Consider the following 15,565-nt stretch of genomic DNA (forward strand, 5'->3'; position numbering starts at 1 on the left):
TATATAAAAAATTGCATTAACATAGAGGTGAAGCTTTTCTCATCGGAGTACTCCTCTTATAAGAGCCACGACAATAATGTCTGTTCAGAGAGGGTTCAGAAACAGGCACCTAAAACATCTTCGTCGTGGTTGGGGAGTTAATTGGCATGAGGATGGCTTTATGGAAGGCAGCGTTGATAACGTTGTCTGTAGTTTTAATTTCTCTCGCAACAAGCTTTATTGTGGGTTTCTTTTTGGGCCAAATGCCGGGGGTCGTCGGTCTTTCATTAAGTACGTTTGTACCGATTGCTACTGCGTTTCCGTCTCTATTTTATATCTTCATTCAGCATAATAAGCTTCGTGATGCATATTCGCAGCTCGAAAAAGCCCATGGTGAGTTGCAGGCGCGTTCGCGTGTCGATCACATGACCGGGCTGCTCAACCGCGAAGCATTATTCGATGCGATGAAAATCAGCCGATCACGTATTGAAAGCGGAACACTTCTCGTTATTGATGCCGACCACTTCAAGGCGATCAACGATACGTTTGGGCATAGCGTTGGTGATCGCGCACTCAAGCTGATTGCTTTTGCACTACAAAATGTAACGCGTAAAGGCGATCTCGTGGGGCGTATCGGTGGTGAAGAATTCTGCGTTTTTCTTCCTGGTGCAACGGGAGAAACGGGTATGCGCGTCGCACAGAGAATACGCGCAGAAGTAGAAAATACACCATTCCATGCTACCGAATATCAAATATATCCGCTGACGATCAGTATCGGCGTGGCATCTGCACCAAAGAACGAAACCAATTCGCAAGTGTTAAGCCGCGCTGATCGTTGCCTTTATATGGCCAAGCAGCGCGGTAGGAACTGCGTCGTTTTTGATGAAGAAAGCGGTCGGATTACGAGTGCGTCTGTCGTTTTGATCACTAATGGACGCGAAGCCGCCCGCGGATAATTTAGTTCCAGGGCGTGACTTCTTCTTCGGACCAGCTGACGGGTACAAATCCCATCCTCTGATAAAGCTGCAACGCACGCGGGCTATCGAGCGTGTTGGTGTGGATAGCCACTTTCTGCGGGCTATGGGACCAGGCCGTAGAAATTGCTTCATTGAGGAAAAATTTTCCCAATCCCCTGCCCTGATAATCGGGAACCAGGCCGAAATAGAGAATTTCAGCCGTTTCAGGTAATGCAGACAAGTCCAGCTCGAGAAAGCCAGCCGGATTACCATCAGCGTAGAGAACGTGAATTTCGGCGGTTTCAGCGTGAATGGCTTCGGCCACTTCCGCATCGCTTTGCACGCGACGCATCATCCAGTGATGCTGGCGACCAACCTGTTCGTAGAGATAGCGATAGAAATGCACCGGCATTTCGGTCGAGCGCATTATGGCAAGGCGCAAGCTGGAGGGAACGGGAACCGACAGCGCGGGACGCGCTGTCATTTCCAGATGGGTTACTCTGGCCATGAGTTTTTCAGTCATACTTATTCTGCTTCGCCGGTCACCACAGGCGTATCCTGCCTGCTGCCCCACTCGCTCCATGAACCATCATAAAGCCGATTGTCTTCATGGCCAAGCGACGTTAATGCCAGAGTTATGACGGCAGCGGTTACGCCTGAACCGCAGCTGGTGACGACTGGTTTATTGAGGTCTACACCGGCACTGGCGAAGATTTCACGAAGGCTGTGGAGGCTTTTCAGCTGACCGTTTTCAGACAGAGAACCGACCGGAACGTTGCGAGCGCCCGGCATGTGACCGGAACGCATACCTTCACGCGGTTCTGCATCCCGCCCTGTGAAACGGCCTGCGGCACGCGCATCAGCAATCTGAGAGCTGCGTTGATCCACGATTTTGCTCATTTCGGCAAAACCAACAACCTTTGCCGCATTGAATGAAGGCGTGAAAAGCGTTGCGGCGATTTTCGTAACTTCATCGGTGACAGGGAAGTTTGCTGCTTTCCAACCATCAAAACCGCCATCGAGAACCAGAACGTTTTTCACGCCCATCACACGGAACATCCACCAGACACGCGGCGCAGAGAACATGCCGGGGCCATCATAGACGACAATGGTTTCATCCGCCGTGATCCCCATCGCGCCGACATGGCGCGCAAAAAGCTCTGGTGATGGCAAGGTATGCGGCAACCCAGAATCCTTGTCTGCAATCACATCCTGATCAAAGAAAACTGCGCCCGGAATGTGTGCTGCATCGTATTCATCGCGCCCATTGCGACCGGCTGCAGGCAAATACCAGGATGCGTCCACGATTGCGAGACCCGGCTCGCCCAGTCGGGCTTTCAGATCATCGCGGGAGATAACAAAGGCACTTTTGTCGGACATGATTGCTCCTGAATTTACACTAGAGCGTGTCGCAATTAATCGTATCCACTGCGCTCACTCTATCCCTTTGTTTTTAAGCATATCTTTATCCCATCGTAGCGGGAATAGAAATCAGTCCAGTGAACTGATTTCCGCGCGAAGGCGGTTCCCACGTTTGGGAGACATGCTCTCATGGTGCGTTGCCAAATCGAATGCGGAAGCGGCGGTTTTCCTTGCCCTTCTTTTCGATTTTGCCGATGTGGATTTCACCCACTTCCTGCGTTTCAGAAACGTGTGTTCCGCCGCAAGGTTGCGAATCCACCGAACCATTTTCACCGATAACCACCAGACGAAGACGCCCTGCACCCACAGGTGGGCGGACGTTCTTCGACTTCACAATATCCGGATTAGCCAGAAACTCTTCATCGCTGATCCAGTGCAGCGTAACTGGATCATTGGCTTTCACCATTTCCATGAGTTTTTGGGTAACGGATTCCTTGGTGTAGCTCGCATCTGGAAGATCGAAATCGACGCGGCTTTCGTCTTCACCAACCGCGGCTCCGGTAATTGGAAACGGGCACGCGACAGAAAGAAGATGGCAGGCTGTATGCATACGCATCAGCTTGTAGCGGCGCTCCCAATTGATATGCAGAACAAGCTTCTCGCCAATCGTGGGAAGCACTTGCCCTTCGGCTGGCACATGAACGATTTCGTTTTTGCTTTCGCCGGTAACGGTTGCAGCAATTTCAATGCGCGATCCATCGGCACGCTCAAAAAAGCCGGTATCTCCCGGCTGTCCGCCGGAAGTGGCGTAAAAATTTGTCTGATCGAGAATAATTCCGCCAGTATCTGTCAGGGCAAGGACCGAACCCTCCGCGCTTTTAAGATATGCATCTTCGCGGAACAGAGCTTCAGTCTCGTATGCCATGATTATCCCTCGTATGGTATGTGAACATCAGGTTTCGTTTCCAACCAACCCGGCACAGGCAGATCTTTGCCGCGCAGGAAAGCAGGATTGAACAGCTTGGACTGGTAACGATTACCATAGTCGCAAAGCACGGTCACGATTGTGTGGCCCGGTCCGAGATCTTTTGCAAGACGGATTGCACCGGCAATATTGATGCCCGAAGAACCGCCCAGGCAGAGTCCTTCCTCCTGCACCAAATCAAACAGAATATCGAGCGCATCGGCATCGCCAACACGGTAGGAAAAATCGGGTGTGAAACCCTCGAGATTGGCTGTAATGCGCCCCTGCCCGATGCCTTCCGTGATGGAATCACCTTCTGATTTCAATTCGCCTGTCGTGTAGAAGGAATGAAGCGCTGCGCCATGCGGATCAGCGAGAGCGATCTTGATATCCGCATTCTTTTCCTTGAGGCCAAAGGCCGTGCCTGCGAGCGTGCCACCTGAACCTACAGCCGAAACGAAGCCATCGACCTTGCCATCGGTATCACGCCAGATTTCCTGCGCGGTGGTTTCAATATGTGCGATGCGATTGGCGACATTATCGAACTGATTGGCCCAGATTGCGCCGTTGGGTTCGCTTTTGGCGAGTTGTTCGGCCAGACGCCCGGACAGACGCACATAATTGTTCGGATTGCGGTAAGGCGCGGCAGGAACCTCAATCAGTTCTGCGCCAAGGAGGCGCAGCGCATCCTTCTTTTCCTGACTCTGGGTTTCTGGAATGACAATCACCGTGCGATAGCCAAGCGCTTTGGCAACGAAAGTAAGGCCGATGCCGGTGTTTCCTGCCGTACCTTCAACGATAACGCCGCCGGGCTTGAGCAGTCCACGCCTTTCGGCATCACGGATAATGTAAAGCGCTGCGCGGTCCTTTACAGACTGGCCGGGATTGAGAAATTCGGCCTTGCCATAGATTTCGCAACCAGTGCTTTCAGAAGCCTTTTTCAAGCGGATCAGTGGTGTATTGCCGATAGCATCGAGTGCCGAATTGAGCATGGCTTCCGTTCCTTCTGGTTGACAGGAAACTATGTGGAAGCACGACGTTCTTCAAGCAAGCGGGGAATAATTTTCCAAATGAAATTGCAAGGAATAACTCACAAATCCAGCTAAAACGAAAAAACCGCCCCGTTAAGGGCGGCTTTTAGAAAAAGTAGTGCTGCGATTAAGCAGCGCGTTGGCCGCCGCCGCTGCCACCTGGACGACGTTTGCGATGGAATGGACGCTTTGGCTTCGCAACAGCTTCTCCACCTGCAGGCCGTGATCCTTGGGAACCCTGGCCTGAGCGATGTTCGCCAGACTTCGCCATCTTATTTGCAGGGCGGCGATGTTTCTGCGGCACAGAATGCGATCCCGGCTTGCGATCCGAACGTGGCTTGTCTTCGCCATCATCAAACTTTGCAGCCGGTGCTGGTGCGAGCTTAACAGGCGCTTCCTTGATGGTCAGCTTGTTACGCGTCACGCGTTCAACGGCGCGCAGCTTCGAATCTTCTGTTGCCTGATCGTAAAGCGTAATCGAAGCGCCGCTTGCGCCGTTACGGCCGGTACGGCCAATACGGTGCACGTAGGTTTCAGGTTCATCCGGCAGATCGTAATTGACAACGTGGCTGATGCCCGGAACGTCAATACCGCGTGCGGCGATGTCGGTTGCAACCAGAATGCGCAATGTGCCATCGCGGAAGCCGTTCAGCGCGCGCTGACGGGCATTCTGCGATTTATTGCCATGGATCGCAGCAACGTCAAAGCCATCACGTTCGAGATGACGAACGACCGCATCCGCTCCATGCTTGGTACGGGTGAAGACGATAACCGACTTCATGCCCTTGTCGCCCAGAAGGCCGGAGAGCAGACGGCGCTTTTCCTTGGTTGGAACAGGATGCACAACCTGCGTGATTTCAGCCGCTGTCGTACCCTGTGGAGCAACTTCAACGCGAATTGGATCGCGAAGCAGGCTCTGTGCGAGCGCTGCGATTTCCTTTGGCATTGTTGCCGAGAAAAGTGCTGTCTGACGGTTCTTGTGTGTGCCCTTGGCAATGCGCTTCACATCATTGATGAAGCCCATGTCGAGCATACGGTCGGCTTCATCGAGAACCAGCCAACGGGTTTCCGACAGGTCAACGCAGTTTTCGCGGACCAGATCGGTCAGACGACCCGGCGTTGCAATAAGAACGTCCACACCACCCTGCATACGCTTGATCTGGCTCAAACGCGATACGCCACCAAGAATAAGGGCGGTGGAGATATGGGCGTGCTTGGCAACAGTGCGGATTGTTTCTTCAATCTGCACGGCCAATTCGCGAGTTGGTGCAAGGATCAGCGCGCGCGCGGTTTTGCCCTTGCGCTTGTCACCAAGTGCAATGATTTTCTGCAGGATCGGCAGGCTGAATGCAGCAGTTTTGCCAGAGCCGGTCTGTGCAATACCCAGAATGTCGCGGCCTTCCAGCTGATGCGGGATAGCCTGCGTCTGGATCGGCTTTGGCTCGGTCATGCCAGCGGCTTCAACGCCTTTGAGTAGCACGCCAGTAACGCCAAGAGCGGCAAAGCCGCCGATGTTTTCAGCTGCGTTCTCGCCAATATTTTCAGTAGTCAATTTAAACTCTTTCGGCGGCACCGCATAGTTGCGGTCCGCTTTAAAACTTCGGGCAAGCGCAACTTGCCGAACGGAATATCTTGGATGTACGACGGGACGCCGGAAAACTCCGGTCGACTTGCGCTGCCGTGCCCGAAACCAGTCGGGTCTCCCCTGCTATCAGACCATTCTGACTGCAAGAGGCGAGACGCAACAAGTCCGATTCCGGGAAGGCTGAAATTGTTCAGCCCATGCGCCTGAGGCCCCATATGGGGTATTATGCCCCAAAAAGCAAATGAATTTTGCCTTTAGGTCTATCAGATGATGAAGTCGGCAAGCACCTGATTGTCGGTAATGTCCTGATAGGCCCAGCCCGCATCTGCAAATTTCTTTTCCAGAATTTTGAAGTTTGCAGCGTCCTTGGTTTCAATACCTATCAGCACAGAACCAAAATTACGTGCAGACTTTTTAAGATATTCAAAGCGTGCAACGTCGTCTTCCGGTCCAAGCAGGTCGAGGAATGAACGCAGCGCTCCGGGACGCTGCGGGAAGCGGAAGATGAAATATTTCTTGAGACCTTCATAGCGAAGTGCTCTTTCTTTCACGTCTGGCAAACGTTCAAAATCGAAATTGCCGCCAGATACGACGATGACAATGCGCTTGCCTTTGAGTTCGCTTTTCTTGAAATCCTTGAGGGCATCAATGCCGAGTGCGCCGGCAGGCTCAAGCACGACGCCTTCAATATTCAGCATTTCGACGATGGTTGAACAGAGACGATTTTCTGGAACTGTTATGACAATATTCTTGTCGAAGCCTTTGAGAAGTTTGAAGTTTTCTTTGCCGATCTCTGCGACGGCTGCACCATCAACAAAATTATCGACTTGGCTAAGCTTGATACGCTTGTCTGCTTCAAGGCTGCCCTTAAGGCTCGCAGCACCCTGTGGCTCGATAAAGCGATAGGCAGTCTTCGAGCCCAGAGCACTGAAATATTGCGTCACGCCGCCCGAAAGGCCGCCACCGCCAACCGGCAGAAAGACAAAATCCGGCTTCTTGCCATTCGGTAGCTGGCGTTCGATTTCGAGCGCAACAGTCGCCTGCCCCTCGATAATGCCTGCATGGTCAAATGGCGGCACCATCACGCCCTTGTTTGCCTCTGCATATTCTTGCGATGCAGCATAGCAAACATCGAAAATATCGCCGACGAGCTTAATTTCGATAAATTCTGCACCAAAAGCGCGGGTCTTGTCGATTTTCTGTTGCGGCGTCGTAACAGGCATGAACACCACACCCTTGCGACCAAAGTGTCGACAGGCGAAGGCAAAACCCTGCGCGTGATTGCCAGCAGATGCGCAAACGAAGACAGCATTTTCATCAGCAGTTTTTACCGCACGCGAAATGAAGTTGAAGGCACCACGTATTTTATATGAGCGAACTGGTGTCAGATCTTCGCGCTTGAGCCAAATCTCCGCGCCGTATTTCCGTGAAAGATAGTCATTGAGCTGCAAAGGTGTCTCTGGGAAGAGCGCACGCATGGCGGCTTCAGCTTGAGCTACGGCTTTAACGAAGGCGTTCATTGTTCAGCTTTCTGCTTTTTCTCAGGTATTCGCGCATGGCTACATGGCTTTGAGAGTGCAAACAAGCTTGAAACGATAAACATGAGTATAATTATCGTGTTTCATCAAGGGAGATGAGTGGTGCGGTCGGCGGGACTTGAACCCGCAAGCCTAAAAGGCGACGGATTTTAAGTCCGTTGCGTATACCAATTTCGCCACGACCGCAGCTGAGCATTTCTATGTCATGATTTGTGAAGCAAATTCAAGCTGTTTCGAGCAATTGTAACAACTGGTTTTTTTGCCAGTGGAAAAGATTTGAAAAATAACCCGCAACATTTTTATTGAATAAAAGTTATTTTGAAAACAAACAGTATCACGCGGGGAGCTTCCCTTTGAAAAACGCAGAAAACCAGTTGCAGCATTCATCTGCCGGGGATTAACTGTGCATACACAGAATGGAGTCTGGGCATGACGACTACCTCGCAGCAGGCCGTTACGGCTGCAATGCTTGCAATCGGCGATGAACTTCTCTCTGGACGCACCAAGGATAAGAATATTGGCCATCTGGCCGATGTTCTTACAGCGGCAGGCATTGATCTTAAAGAAGTCCGTATTGTAGCTGACGATGAAGATGCGATTGTTTCAGCGCTCAATGCGTTGCGTTCAGGCTATGATTATGTTTTCACGTCGGGCGGTATCGGTCCTACACATGATGATATTACTGCAGACGCCGTATCACGCGCTTTTGAAGTGCCATGCATCTATGATGAAAAGGCGATGAAGCTTCTGGGCGACAATTATGCCAGGCGTAATCTCGAGTTCACGGAAACTCGCAAACGTATGGCACGGATGCCTGAGGGCTCGGAACATATCGATAATCCGGTGTCCACGGCACCCGGCTTCCATATCGGTAATGTCTATGTGATGGCCGGAGTGCCGTCTGTCTTTCAGGCCATGCTGGATAATATTCTTCCGTCGCTGAAAACCGGGCGAAAACTCTTGTCGAAAGCAGTTCATTGTCCGTTTGGCGAAGGCGTAATTGGAGCACCGCTCACAAAGATCCAGAATGAAAACCCGGACACAATCATCGGATCTTACCCGAAGTTTGAAAATGGCAGGTTCAGCACAGAACTGGTTGTCCGTGGCAGCGATGAAGCGAAAATCGATGTAGCCGTGGTCGCAATCGAAGTGATGATAACAAGATTACAAGCGCAAGGTTCGGCTTAAAATTTCACCTGAGCTTGAACCACATGTCATGTTAAAATGAGAGTATAGCCGGAAGGAGAACTGATATGTCCTACAAAACGGTCGTAGCCTATTCCCGCAGTGAAGCCGAGTTAAAGCGGGTTTTGTCGGCAGTTGCTCTTCTGACGCGCAAAACGCCTGATATTCATGTAATAGGGCTTTATTCCGTTCCTTCACCCATTGTTTATGCCGATCCCAATGGATTCATTGATCCAGGCATGTTTGAACTGCATGACAAGCAGCACAATGAAATCTCTGCGCGTTTGAAGTCGCTTTTCGAAGAGGAAATGCTTCGTCAGAGAATCGATTACGAATTTCGCATTACACGATCAGAAACCGGTACAGCGGCAGATGGTGTACTAACCTCTTGCCTTGGCGCTGAGTTGTTGGTTGCAGGTCAACCGGACCCTGACGATCCAGCAACAAATGACGAAACCGCAGATACACTGGTGTTTAATTCAAGCTGCCCGGTTTTGCTTGTTCCCCATGCCCCAGCGCTTCCTCTTGAAGCGATTGATCGGATCGTTGTGGCATTTAATGGCAAGCGCGAAGCGGCGCGTGCCACGTTTGATGCTCTGCCCTTAATGAAAAACGCAACCCGAACTGAACTCGTCTGGATTGATCCCCCAGAACGCGAAGGTGAAGATGAAGCGCTCGCTGGCAGCGAACTGGCCGCAGCACTTGCACGTCATGGTGTCAATGTGGGGGTTACACCTCTTGCGTCAAACAGCCGTTCTGCGCAGGATGTATTAAGAGAGCACATCATTTCACACCGTGCAGACCTACTGGTTATGGGCGCATACAGCCACTCACGACTGCGCGAACTGGTTTTTGGCGGCGTGACGCGCTCCATGTTGAACGAGTTGCCAATTTTGACGCTATTCTCACGTTAATTGAAATAATAAGTCATGATGGCTGAAACTTGTATAGGCCGGAGCGTTATTTTGCTCTTTGAAGAACGATGATCTCACGCCGCTCTTGCGCAAACGCCATTTTTGCGGTTATCAGCATCACCCGGCGCTGACTGTGCCGGGCGGAGAGCCTTTTCTATTGTGCAGCATGCATGTGAAATGCTGTGCGCGCATCAAGAAAAGCGGCAGATCCATACAGTTCAGCGCGAATGGCACCAGTCATCGCGCATTTTTGGTTTTATAGATCCAGAAACTTCTGGATTTTCATGGAGCGTTTCGATGTCGTTGCCCGATAAAGCATTCCCCGTTTCCTGGGATCAGTTCCACCGTGATGCCCGCGCACTCGCATGGCGTATTTCTGATATGAACCGCGAATGGCGCGCTATTGTCGCTATCACCCGCGGTGGTCTGGTGCCGGCTGCAATTGTTTGCCGTGAGCTCGGTATTCGTTTGATCGAAACAGTCTGCGTTGCTTCTTATCACGATTATACATCGCAAGGGGAAATGGAAGTTCTTAAAGGGATTAGCTCTCCGCTTCTAGAAAACGGTGGTGAAGGTGTAATCGTCGTCGACGATTTGACCGATACCGGGAAAACAGCCGCAATCGTTCGCGAAATGATGCCAAAGGCGCATTTTGCAACCGTTTATGCAAAGCCAAAAGGTCGTCCGCTGGTCGATACATTCGTAACGGAAGTCTCTCAGGATACGTGGATTTATTTCCCTTGGGATATGGGTTTCACATATCAGGAACCAATTGCCGGCGGAAAACGCGGCTAAACGAAAACAAGTGAAAGTGGAGTGCGGTGGTAAATCCGCCGCAATTACACTATATTGAAAGTTAGCCGAAAAGAGATGGAGGCGCATCGCTTAGCTTTTTATTTAAAGCGAAGTGTTCGCTAATTTCAGTAAAGCCTTAAAAAGAAAGTGTTTTAAGCTTCTTGTTCTAAGAGCCTGTAAAATAATTCCATTGTCATTTTGGCGAATCAATCCATTCTTGGTAAAAAATGGTGGGACTTTCGCAGTGAAAACACAGGCTAAAAAATTTGTAGCAACGGAGAAGCGTATTCTGACGCCTTCTGGTCGTTTGCAGCAAGTTGCAGCACTTGTGTATCGTTATGAATCGGAACAACTGCAAATCCTCGTTATCACCAGTCGGGGTACTGGTCGCTGGATTATCCCCAAGGGGTGGCCGCAAATCGGCCGCACATTTGCTGAGACGGCTGCACGTGAGGCTTACGAAGAAGCTGGAGTTCATGGAGAGATTTCATCTCATCCAATTGGTAGTTTCGATTATTACAAAAATGACCTTCCGCCGGAATGCATCAATCAGTTTACCGTCGCTGTTTATGCTTTGCACTTTGTTGAACGTGCAAAGGATTGGCCAGAACGTGAGCAGCGCGTTTGCGAGTGGGTCTCTCCGCATCAGGCGGCAGAACGCGTCGACGAAATCGACTTGAAGCGTATTCTTCTCGGATTTGACGGCTCTTTGGCAGCGATCGCAGCCGAGTAACTTTCATAATCGCATTGCATTTCCAGTGGTCCAAGTGTTGCTAATTAGCAATGTTTCGGCAATATTTGAGTAGATAGTCATATATCTGTCATTCTCCCCGTTATCCACATTCGCCCCCAAGGCGTTATCACAATATCTAGCGTTGGGGAGCATATGGTAAACCAAAGCTTGACGCTCATGTTCGAGTCGTTTTTTATGAAATGGTCGTTGCGTAAGTAGCGTGGCCGAGCGTAGTCAATTTATTCGGTCTTTTTTCAATTTTGTCGGATGGATATCGGGCGTTGCGTCGGAAAGACGTCTATCGCGCGAGGTTTTTTGCGTCTCAAATTCAGAGGCTTAGCGTTGTAAGAAGCTCGGGTTTTGTTGGTGTGATTGTCAGATTAATACTAGATTTAGTATTTTTAATTATGGTAACATACCAGATAGGGAAAAACCTTATCCGCAAGTTCATTTGACTTCGAAGAAGGCCGCCCAAGCGGCTGGGACTGCTATCACGTTCATAGAACGCGTTTGGCGCAAGAATTCTAAAGGAGCGAGCTCCTCAACATGATTGCCCTCTCGTACAGGGAGGACGTTCGAAACAAATATGCAAGATGCCTCTTGCGGCTGGCACGCCGACGCTGAAATTGATCGCTTCGGCTACTATATATAGAACGTTTGGATGGGACAGATGAAGATCGAACGCCGTTTTACCAAAGAAAACCAGTCAGCTTATGCGGAGATCGAATTCCGCACGGCGACGAGTGAGATCAAGAATCCCGATGGCTCTGTGGTGTTCCGCCTTGAGAACATCCAAGTTCCTGCGCAGTTCAGTCAAGTTGCTGCCGACATTCTTGCGCAGAAGTATTTCCGCAAAGCTGGTGTCCCTGCCGAACTCAAGAAGGTTGAGGAAAACGACGTTCCCTCCTGGCTCTGGCGTTCGGTAGCGGATGAAGACAAGCTTGCGAAGCTCCCCGAAAGTGAGCGCTACGGCTCCGAAATGGATGCGCGTCAGGTCTTCGATCGTCTTGCTGGCACCTGGACCTATTGGGGTTGGAAGGGTGGTTATTTCGATACGGAAGAAGATGCGAGCGCTTTCCGCGACGAACTCGCTTACATGTTGGCGACGCAGCGCGTGGCGCCAAACAGCCCTCAATGGTTTAATACAGGTCTTCATTGGGCTTACGGTATTGACGGTCCTGGTCAGGGGCATTTCTATGTTGACTGGCAGACAGGCAAGCTGACGAAATCGAAGTCCGCTTACGAACATCCGCAGCCACATGCCTGCTTTATTCAATCGGTGGGCGATGATCTCGTCAATGAAGGCGGCATCATGGATCTCTGGGTTCGTGAAGCGCGTCTCTTCAAATACGGCTCAGGCACCGGTTCGAATTTCTCCTATCTGCGTGGTGAAGGCGAAAAACTTTCGGGCGGTGGCAAGTCCTCCGGCCTGATGAGCTTCCTTAAGATCGGCGACCGTGCCGCGGGCGCGATCAAGTCCGGTGGTACGACCCGTCGTGCGGCCAAGATGGTTGTCGTCGATGTTGATCATCCGGATATCGAAGAATATATCGACTGGAAGGTGAAAGAAGAGCAGAAGGTTGCCGCTCTCGTAACGGGTTCCAAAATTGTCAAGCAGCATCTGACTGCCATTATGAAGGCTTGCGTCAATTGCGAAGCCGATAATGATGATTGCTTCGAGCCTGCAAAGAACCCTGCCCTCAAGCGCGAAATTCGCGCGGCCAAGAAGAATCAGGTTCCTGAAAACTACATCAAGCGTGTTATCCAGTTTGCACGTCAGGGCTACACTGACATTCAGTTCAAGACCTATGACACCGACTGGGATTCGGAAGCTTATCTGACGGTCGCAGGCCAGAACTCGAACAATTCGGTATCGCTCAAGGATGAATTTCTGCGCGCTGTCGAAGAGGATGGCGACTGGAACCTGACTGCACGCCGCGATGGTCGCGTCATGAAGACGCTGAAAGCCCGCGATCTTTGGGAAAAGATCGGTTATGCTGCCTGGGCGTCGGCTGATCCGGGCCTGCATTTCAACACCACGATGAATGATTGGCACACCTGCCCGACCGCAGGCCCAATCCGTGCGTCCAATCCGTGTTCGGAATACATGTTCCTGGATGACACGGCTTGTAACCTCGCATCAATCAACCTGCTGACCTATCGCAACAAGGACGGCTCGTTCGACATCAGCGCCTATGAGCATACTGCTCGTCTGTGGACGATGGTTCTCGAAATCTCGGTGATGATGGCGCAGTTCCCTTCGAAGGAAATTGCCCGTCTCTCCTACGAATATCGCACGCTCGGCCTCGGCTATGCCAATATTGGCGGCCTGCTGATGACCAATGGTATTCCTTATGACTCTGATGAAGGTCGCGCCATCGGCGGCGCCCTCACCGCGATCATGACTGGTGTTGCCTATGCCACGTCAGCTGAAATGGCGCGTGAGCTTGGCGCTTTCCCAAGCTATGAGCCAAACGCTGAGCACATGCTGCGCGTTATCCGCAACCATCGTCGCGCCGCCCATGGTGAGACGGAAGGTTACGAAGGTCTTGCCGTCAACCCGGTCGCTCTGATTGCTGAGGATTGCCCTGATCAGAACATGATCATCCACGCACGTGCTGCATGGGACAAGGCATTGGAACTTGGTGAAAAGCACGGCTACCGCAATGCACAGGCAACCGTTATCGCGCCGACCGGCACGATCGGCCTTGTCATGGATTGCGACACAACCGGTATCGAACCAGACTTCGCGCTGGTAAAATTCAAGAAGCTTGCCGGCGGTGGTTATTTCAAGATCATAAACCGCGCAGTTCCTGAAGCACTTCGCACACTTGGTTACGCCGAAAGCCAGATCGCCGAAATCGAAGCTTATGCAGTCGGCCATGGCAACATCAATCAGGCTCCGGGCGTCAATCCATCATCGCTGAAGTCGAAGGGCTTTACTGATGAGAAGATTGAAGCGCTGAATACTGCTCTTAAGAGCGCATTCGACATCAAGTTTGCTTTCAACAAATGGACGCTGGGCGAAGATTTCTGCAAGGACGTGCTGAAGCTTACGGATGAGCAGTTGAACGATTTCTCGTTTGAAATGTTGCCAGCACTTGGTTTTGCCAAGAAGGACATTGAAGCGGCAAACGTACATGTTTGCGGTGCGATGACCCTTGAAGGTGCGCCGTTCCTAAAGGAAGAGCATTACGCAGTGTTCGATTGTGCCAATCCTTGCGGCAAGATCGGCAAGCGATACCTCTCAGTTGACAGCCACATCCGCATGATGGCCGCAGCGCAGCCGTTTATTTCGGGTGCGATCTCCAAGACGATCAACATGCCGAATGAAGCAACGGTTGAAGATTGCAAGAGCGCATATCTTCTGTCGTGGAAGCTGGCTCTTAAAGCCAATGCGCTTTATCGCGATGGTTCCAAGCTTTCGCAGCCGCTCAATGCGTCACTCATCTCTGACGATGAAGACGAGGATGATGCAGTGGAAGCGCTGATCGAAGCACCGGCCGCAGCGCGCGCAGTCCAGATTACCGAGCGCGTTGTCGAGAAGGTCATCGAAAAGATCGTTCACGAGCGTGAAAAACTGCCGAACCGCCGTCAGGGTTACACGCAGAAGGCAGTCGTTGGGGGCCACAAGGTTTACCTGCGCACCGGTGAATTTGGAGACGGTCGTCTCGGCGAAATCTTCATCGATATGCACAAGGAAGGCGCTGCTTTCCGTGCGATGATGAACAACTTCGCTATCGCTGTGTCGCTTGGTCTGCAATATGGCGTGCCGCTCGAGGAATATGTCGAAGCGTTCACCTTCACGAAGTTCGAGCCTGCCGGCATGGTCATCGGCAATGATGCGATAAAGACAGCAACCTCGATCATCGACTATGTATTCCGCGAACTGGCTGTTTCTTACCTTGGCCGCAATGATCTCGCTCACGTCGATACGAGCGATTTCTCAAACACGGCGCTCGGCAAGGGCATTCAGGAAGGCAAGACCAATCTCGTTTCGACTGGCTGGACACGCGGCTACAAGCCAACGCTTGTATCGAACGCTCTGCCCGCCAATGAATCGAAGGGTTCCGCTGTATCGACGCCACAACAGGTCTCGAATGTTACAACGCTCAAGTCCCCCTCAAACCGCCCGGCTTCCGTTGGCTTGGTGACGGATGGTGCGACTGCGTTCAAGCGCGAGTTTGAAGAGCAATCGACAGCAGCGCCACAGCTGGACAATGTCGCTGCGACTGAACTGTTTTCGGATAAGGCTGCGTCGGATGCGGCATCTGCCCGCGCAGAAACTGCGAATGCTGCGAAGAAGCTTGAAGCTGACCGTCGCATTAAGTCGATGATGCAGGGTTACACCGGAGACAGCTGCACGGAATGTCAAAACTTCACGATGGTTCGCAATGGAACCTGTCTTAAGTGCGACACTTGTGGTGCTACAAGCGGCTGCAGCTAAATTTCAAGTTCCCATATGATATAAAAGACAGGCCGGATTTTCCGGCCTGTCTTGTTTTTTAGTTTGGAATTATTAG

The 15,565-nt window shown here is 51.4% G+C and carries 11 protein-coding genes, 1 tRNA gene and 1 pseudogene; 6 read left to right on the top strand and 7 right to left on the bottom strand.

Annotated elements, in window-relative coordinates; translation table 11 throughout:
- The first annotated feature begins 146 nt into the window (after window positions 1-146).
- Window positions 147-935, top strand: coding sequence for a GGDEF domain-containing protein (locus H5024_RS07340; protein WP_187544886.1), 789 nt, complete (start codon window positions 147-149; stop codon window positions 933-935).
- 1 nt (window position 936) lies between these two features.
- Here H5024_RS07340 and H5024_RS07345 read toward each other — a convergent pair whose 3' ends face one another.
- From H5024_RS07345 to H5024_RS07375, 7 genes and pseudogenes are all read right to left on the bottom strand, one after another.
- Window positions 937-1,458, bottom strand: coding sequence for a GNAT family N-acetyltransferase (locus H5024_RS07345; RefSeq protein WP_187544888.1), 522 nt, complete (start codon window positions 1,456-1,458; stop codon window positions 937-939).
- A 2-nt stretch (window positions 1,459-1,460) separates the two neighbouring features.
- A complete protein-coding gene (gene sseA / locus H5024_RS07350; RefSeq protein WP_187544890.1) occupies window positions 1,461-2,315 on the bottom strand; it encodes a 3-mercaptopyruvate sulfurtransferase in 855 nt (284 codons plus the stop codon).
- Between the two features lie 169 nt (window positions 2,316-2,484).
- Entirely contained in the window at window positions 2,485-3,222 is a 738-nt protein-coding gene (locus H5024_RS07355) for an alanyl-tRNA editing protein (RefSeq protein WP_187544892.1), read from the bottom strand.
- A gap of 2 nt (window positions 3,223-3,224) precedes the next feature.
- The gene (locus tag H5024_RS07360; protein ID WP_187544894.1) at window positions 3,225-4,253 is read right to left on the bottom strand and encodes a cysteine synthase A; all 1,029 of its coding nucleotides are present in this window, start codon (window positions 4,251-4,253) and stop codon (window positions 3,225-3,227) included.
- Between the two features lie 166 nt (window positions 4,254-4,419).
- Window positions 4,420-6,023, bottom strand: a pseudogene (locus H5024_RS07365) (DEAD/DEAH box helicase).
- Window positions 6,024-6,140: 117 nt separating this feature from the next.
- Entirely contained in the window at window positions 6,141-7,397 is a 1,257-nt protein-coding gene (gene ilvA, locus H5024_RS07370; protein ID WP_187544898.1) for a threonine ammonia-lyase IlvA, read from the bottom strand.
- A 118-nt stretch (window positions 7,398-7,515) separates the two neighbouring features.
- A tRNA-Leu gene (locus tag H5024_RS07375) sits at window positions 7,516-7,601 on the bottom strand.
- Between the two features lie 243 nt (window positions 7,602-7,844).
- On the opposite strand from H5024_RS07375, the gene H5024_RS07380 reads away from it, so the two are divergent.
- The 5 genes from H5024_RS07380 (at window position 7,845) to H5024_RS07400 (ending at window position 15,489) form a co-directional block, all read left to right on the top strand.
- On the top strand, window positions 7,845-8,603 hold the full coding sequence (locus H5024_RS07380) for a competence/damage-inducible protein A (protein ID WP_187544900.1): 759 nt from the start codon (window positions 7,845-7,847) through the stop codon (window positions 8,601-8,603).
- Between the two features lie 65 nt (window positions 8,604-8,668).
- Window positions 8,669-9,514 carry a universal stress protein gene (locus H5024_RS07385; RefSeq protein ID WP_187544902.1) on the top strand — a complete coding sequence of 282 codons (846 nt, stop codon included), beginning with the start codon at window positions 8,669-8,671 and terminating at the stop codon, window positions 9,512-9,514.
- Between the two features lie 297 nt (window positions 9,515-9,811).
- The gene (gene gpt, locus H5024_RS07390; protein WP_187544904.1) at window positions 9,812-10,309 is read left to right on the top strand and encodes a xanthine phosphoribosyltransferase; all 498 of its coding nucleotides are present in this window, start codon (window positions 9,812-9,814) and stop codon (window positions 10,307-10,309) included.
- Between the two features lie 244 nt (window positions 10,310-10,553).
- Window positions 10,554-11,042: an NUDIX hydrolase gene (locus H5024_RS07395; RefSeq protein WP_187544906.1), complete on the top strand. Its 489-nt coding sequence runs from the start codon at window positions 10,554-10,556 to the stop codon at window positions 11,040-11,042.
- A gap of 670 nt (window positions 11,043-11,712) precedes the next feature.
- The gene (locus H5024_RS07400; protein WP_187544908.1) at window positions 11,713-15,489 is read left to right on the top strand and encodes a vitamin B12-dependent ribonucleotide reductase; all 3,777 of its coding nucleotides are present in this window, start codon (window positions 11,713-11,715) and stop codon (window positions 15,487-15,489) included.
- Window positions 15,490-15,565: the final 76 nt, after the last annotated feature.

Source organism: Ochrobactrum sp. Marseille-Q0166 (assembly GCF_014397025.1).
In the GTDB taxonomy this organism is placed as follows: domain Bacteria; phylum Pseudomonadota; class Alphaproteobacteria; order Rhizobiales; family Rhizobiaceae; genus Brucella.

Bases quoted from the DNA above. Each gene is read 5' to 3' on its own strand.
- H5024_RS07385 (WP_187544902.1), top strand. From the start codon at position 8,669: ATGTCCTACAAAACGGTCGTAGCCTATTCCCGCAGTGAAGCCGAGTTA.
- ilvA (WP_187544898.1), bottom strand. From the start codon at position 7,397: ATGAACGCCTTCGTTAAAGCCGTAGCTCAAGCTGAAGCCGCCATGCGT.
- H5024_RS07355 (WP_187544892.1), bottom strand. From the start codon at position 3,222: ATGGCATACGAGACTGAAGCTCTGTTCCGCGAAGATGCATATCTTAAA.
- H5024_RS07400 (WP_187544908.1), top strand. From the start codon at position 11,713: ATGAAGATCGAACGCCGTTTTACCAAAGAAAACCAGTCAGCTTATGCG.
- H5024_RS07380 (WP_187544900.1), top strand. From the start codon at position 7,845: ATGACGACTACCTCGCAGCAGGCCGTTACGGCTGCAATGCTTGCAATC.
- gpt (WP_187544904.1), top strand. From the start codon at position 9,812: ATGTCGTTGCCCGATAAAGCATTCCCCGTTTCCTGGGATCAGTTCCAC.
- sseA (WP_187544890.1), bottom strand. From the start codon at position 2,315: ATGTCCGACAAAAGTGCCTTTGTTATCTCCCGCGATGATCTGAAAGCC.
- H5024_RS07345 (WP_187544888.1), bottom strand. From the start codon at position 1,458: ATGACTGAAAAACTCATGGCCAGAGTAACCCATCTGGAAATGACAGCG.
- H5024_RS07360 (WP_187544894.1), bottom strand. From the start codon at position 4,253: ATGCTCAATTCGGCACTCGATGCTATCGGCAATACACCACTGATCCGC.
- H5024_RS07340 (WP_187544886.1), top strand. From the start codon at position 147: ATGAGGATGGCTTTATGGAAGGCAGCGTTGATAACGTTGTCTGTAGTT.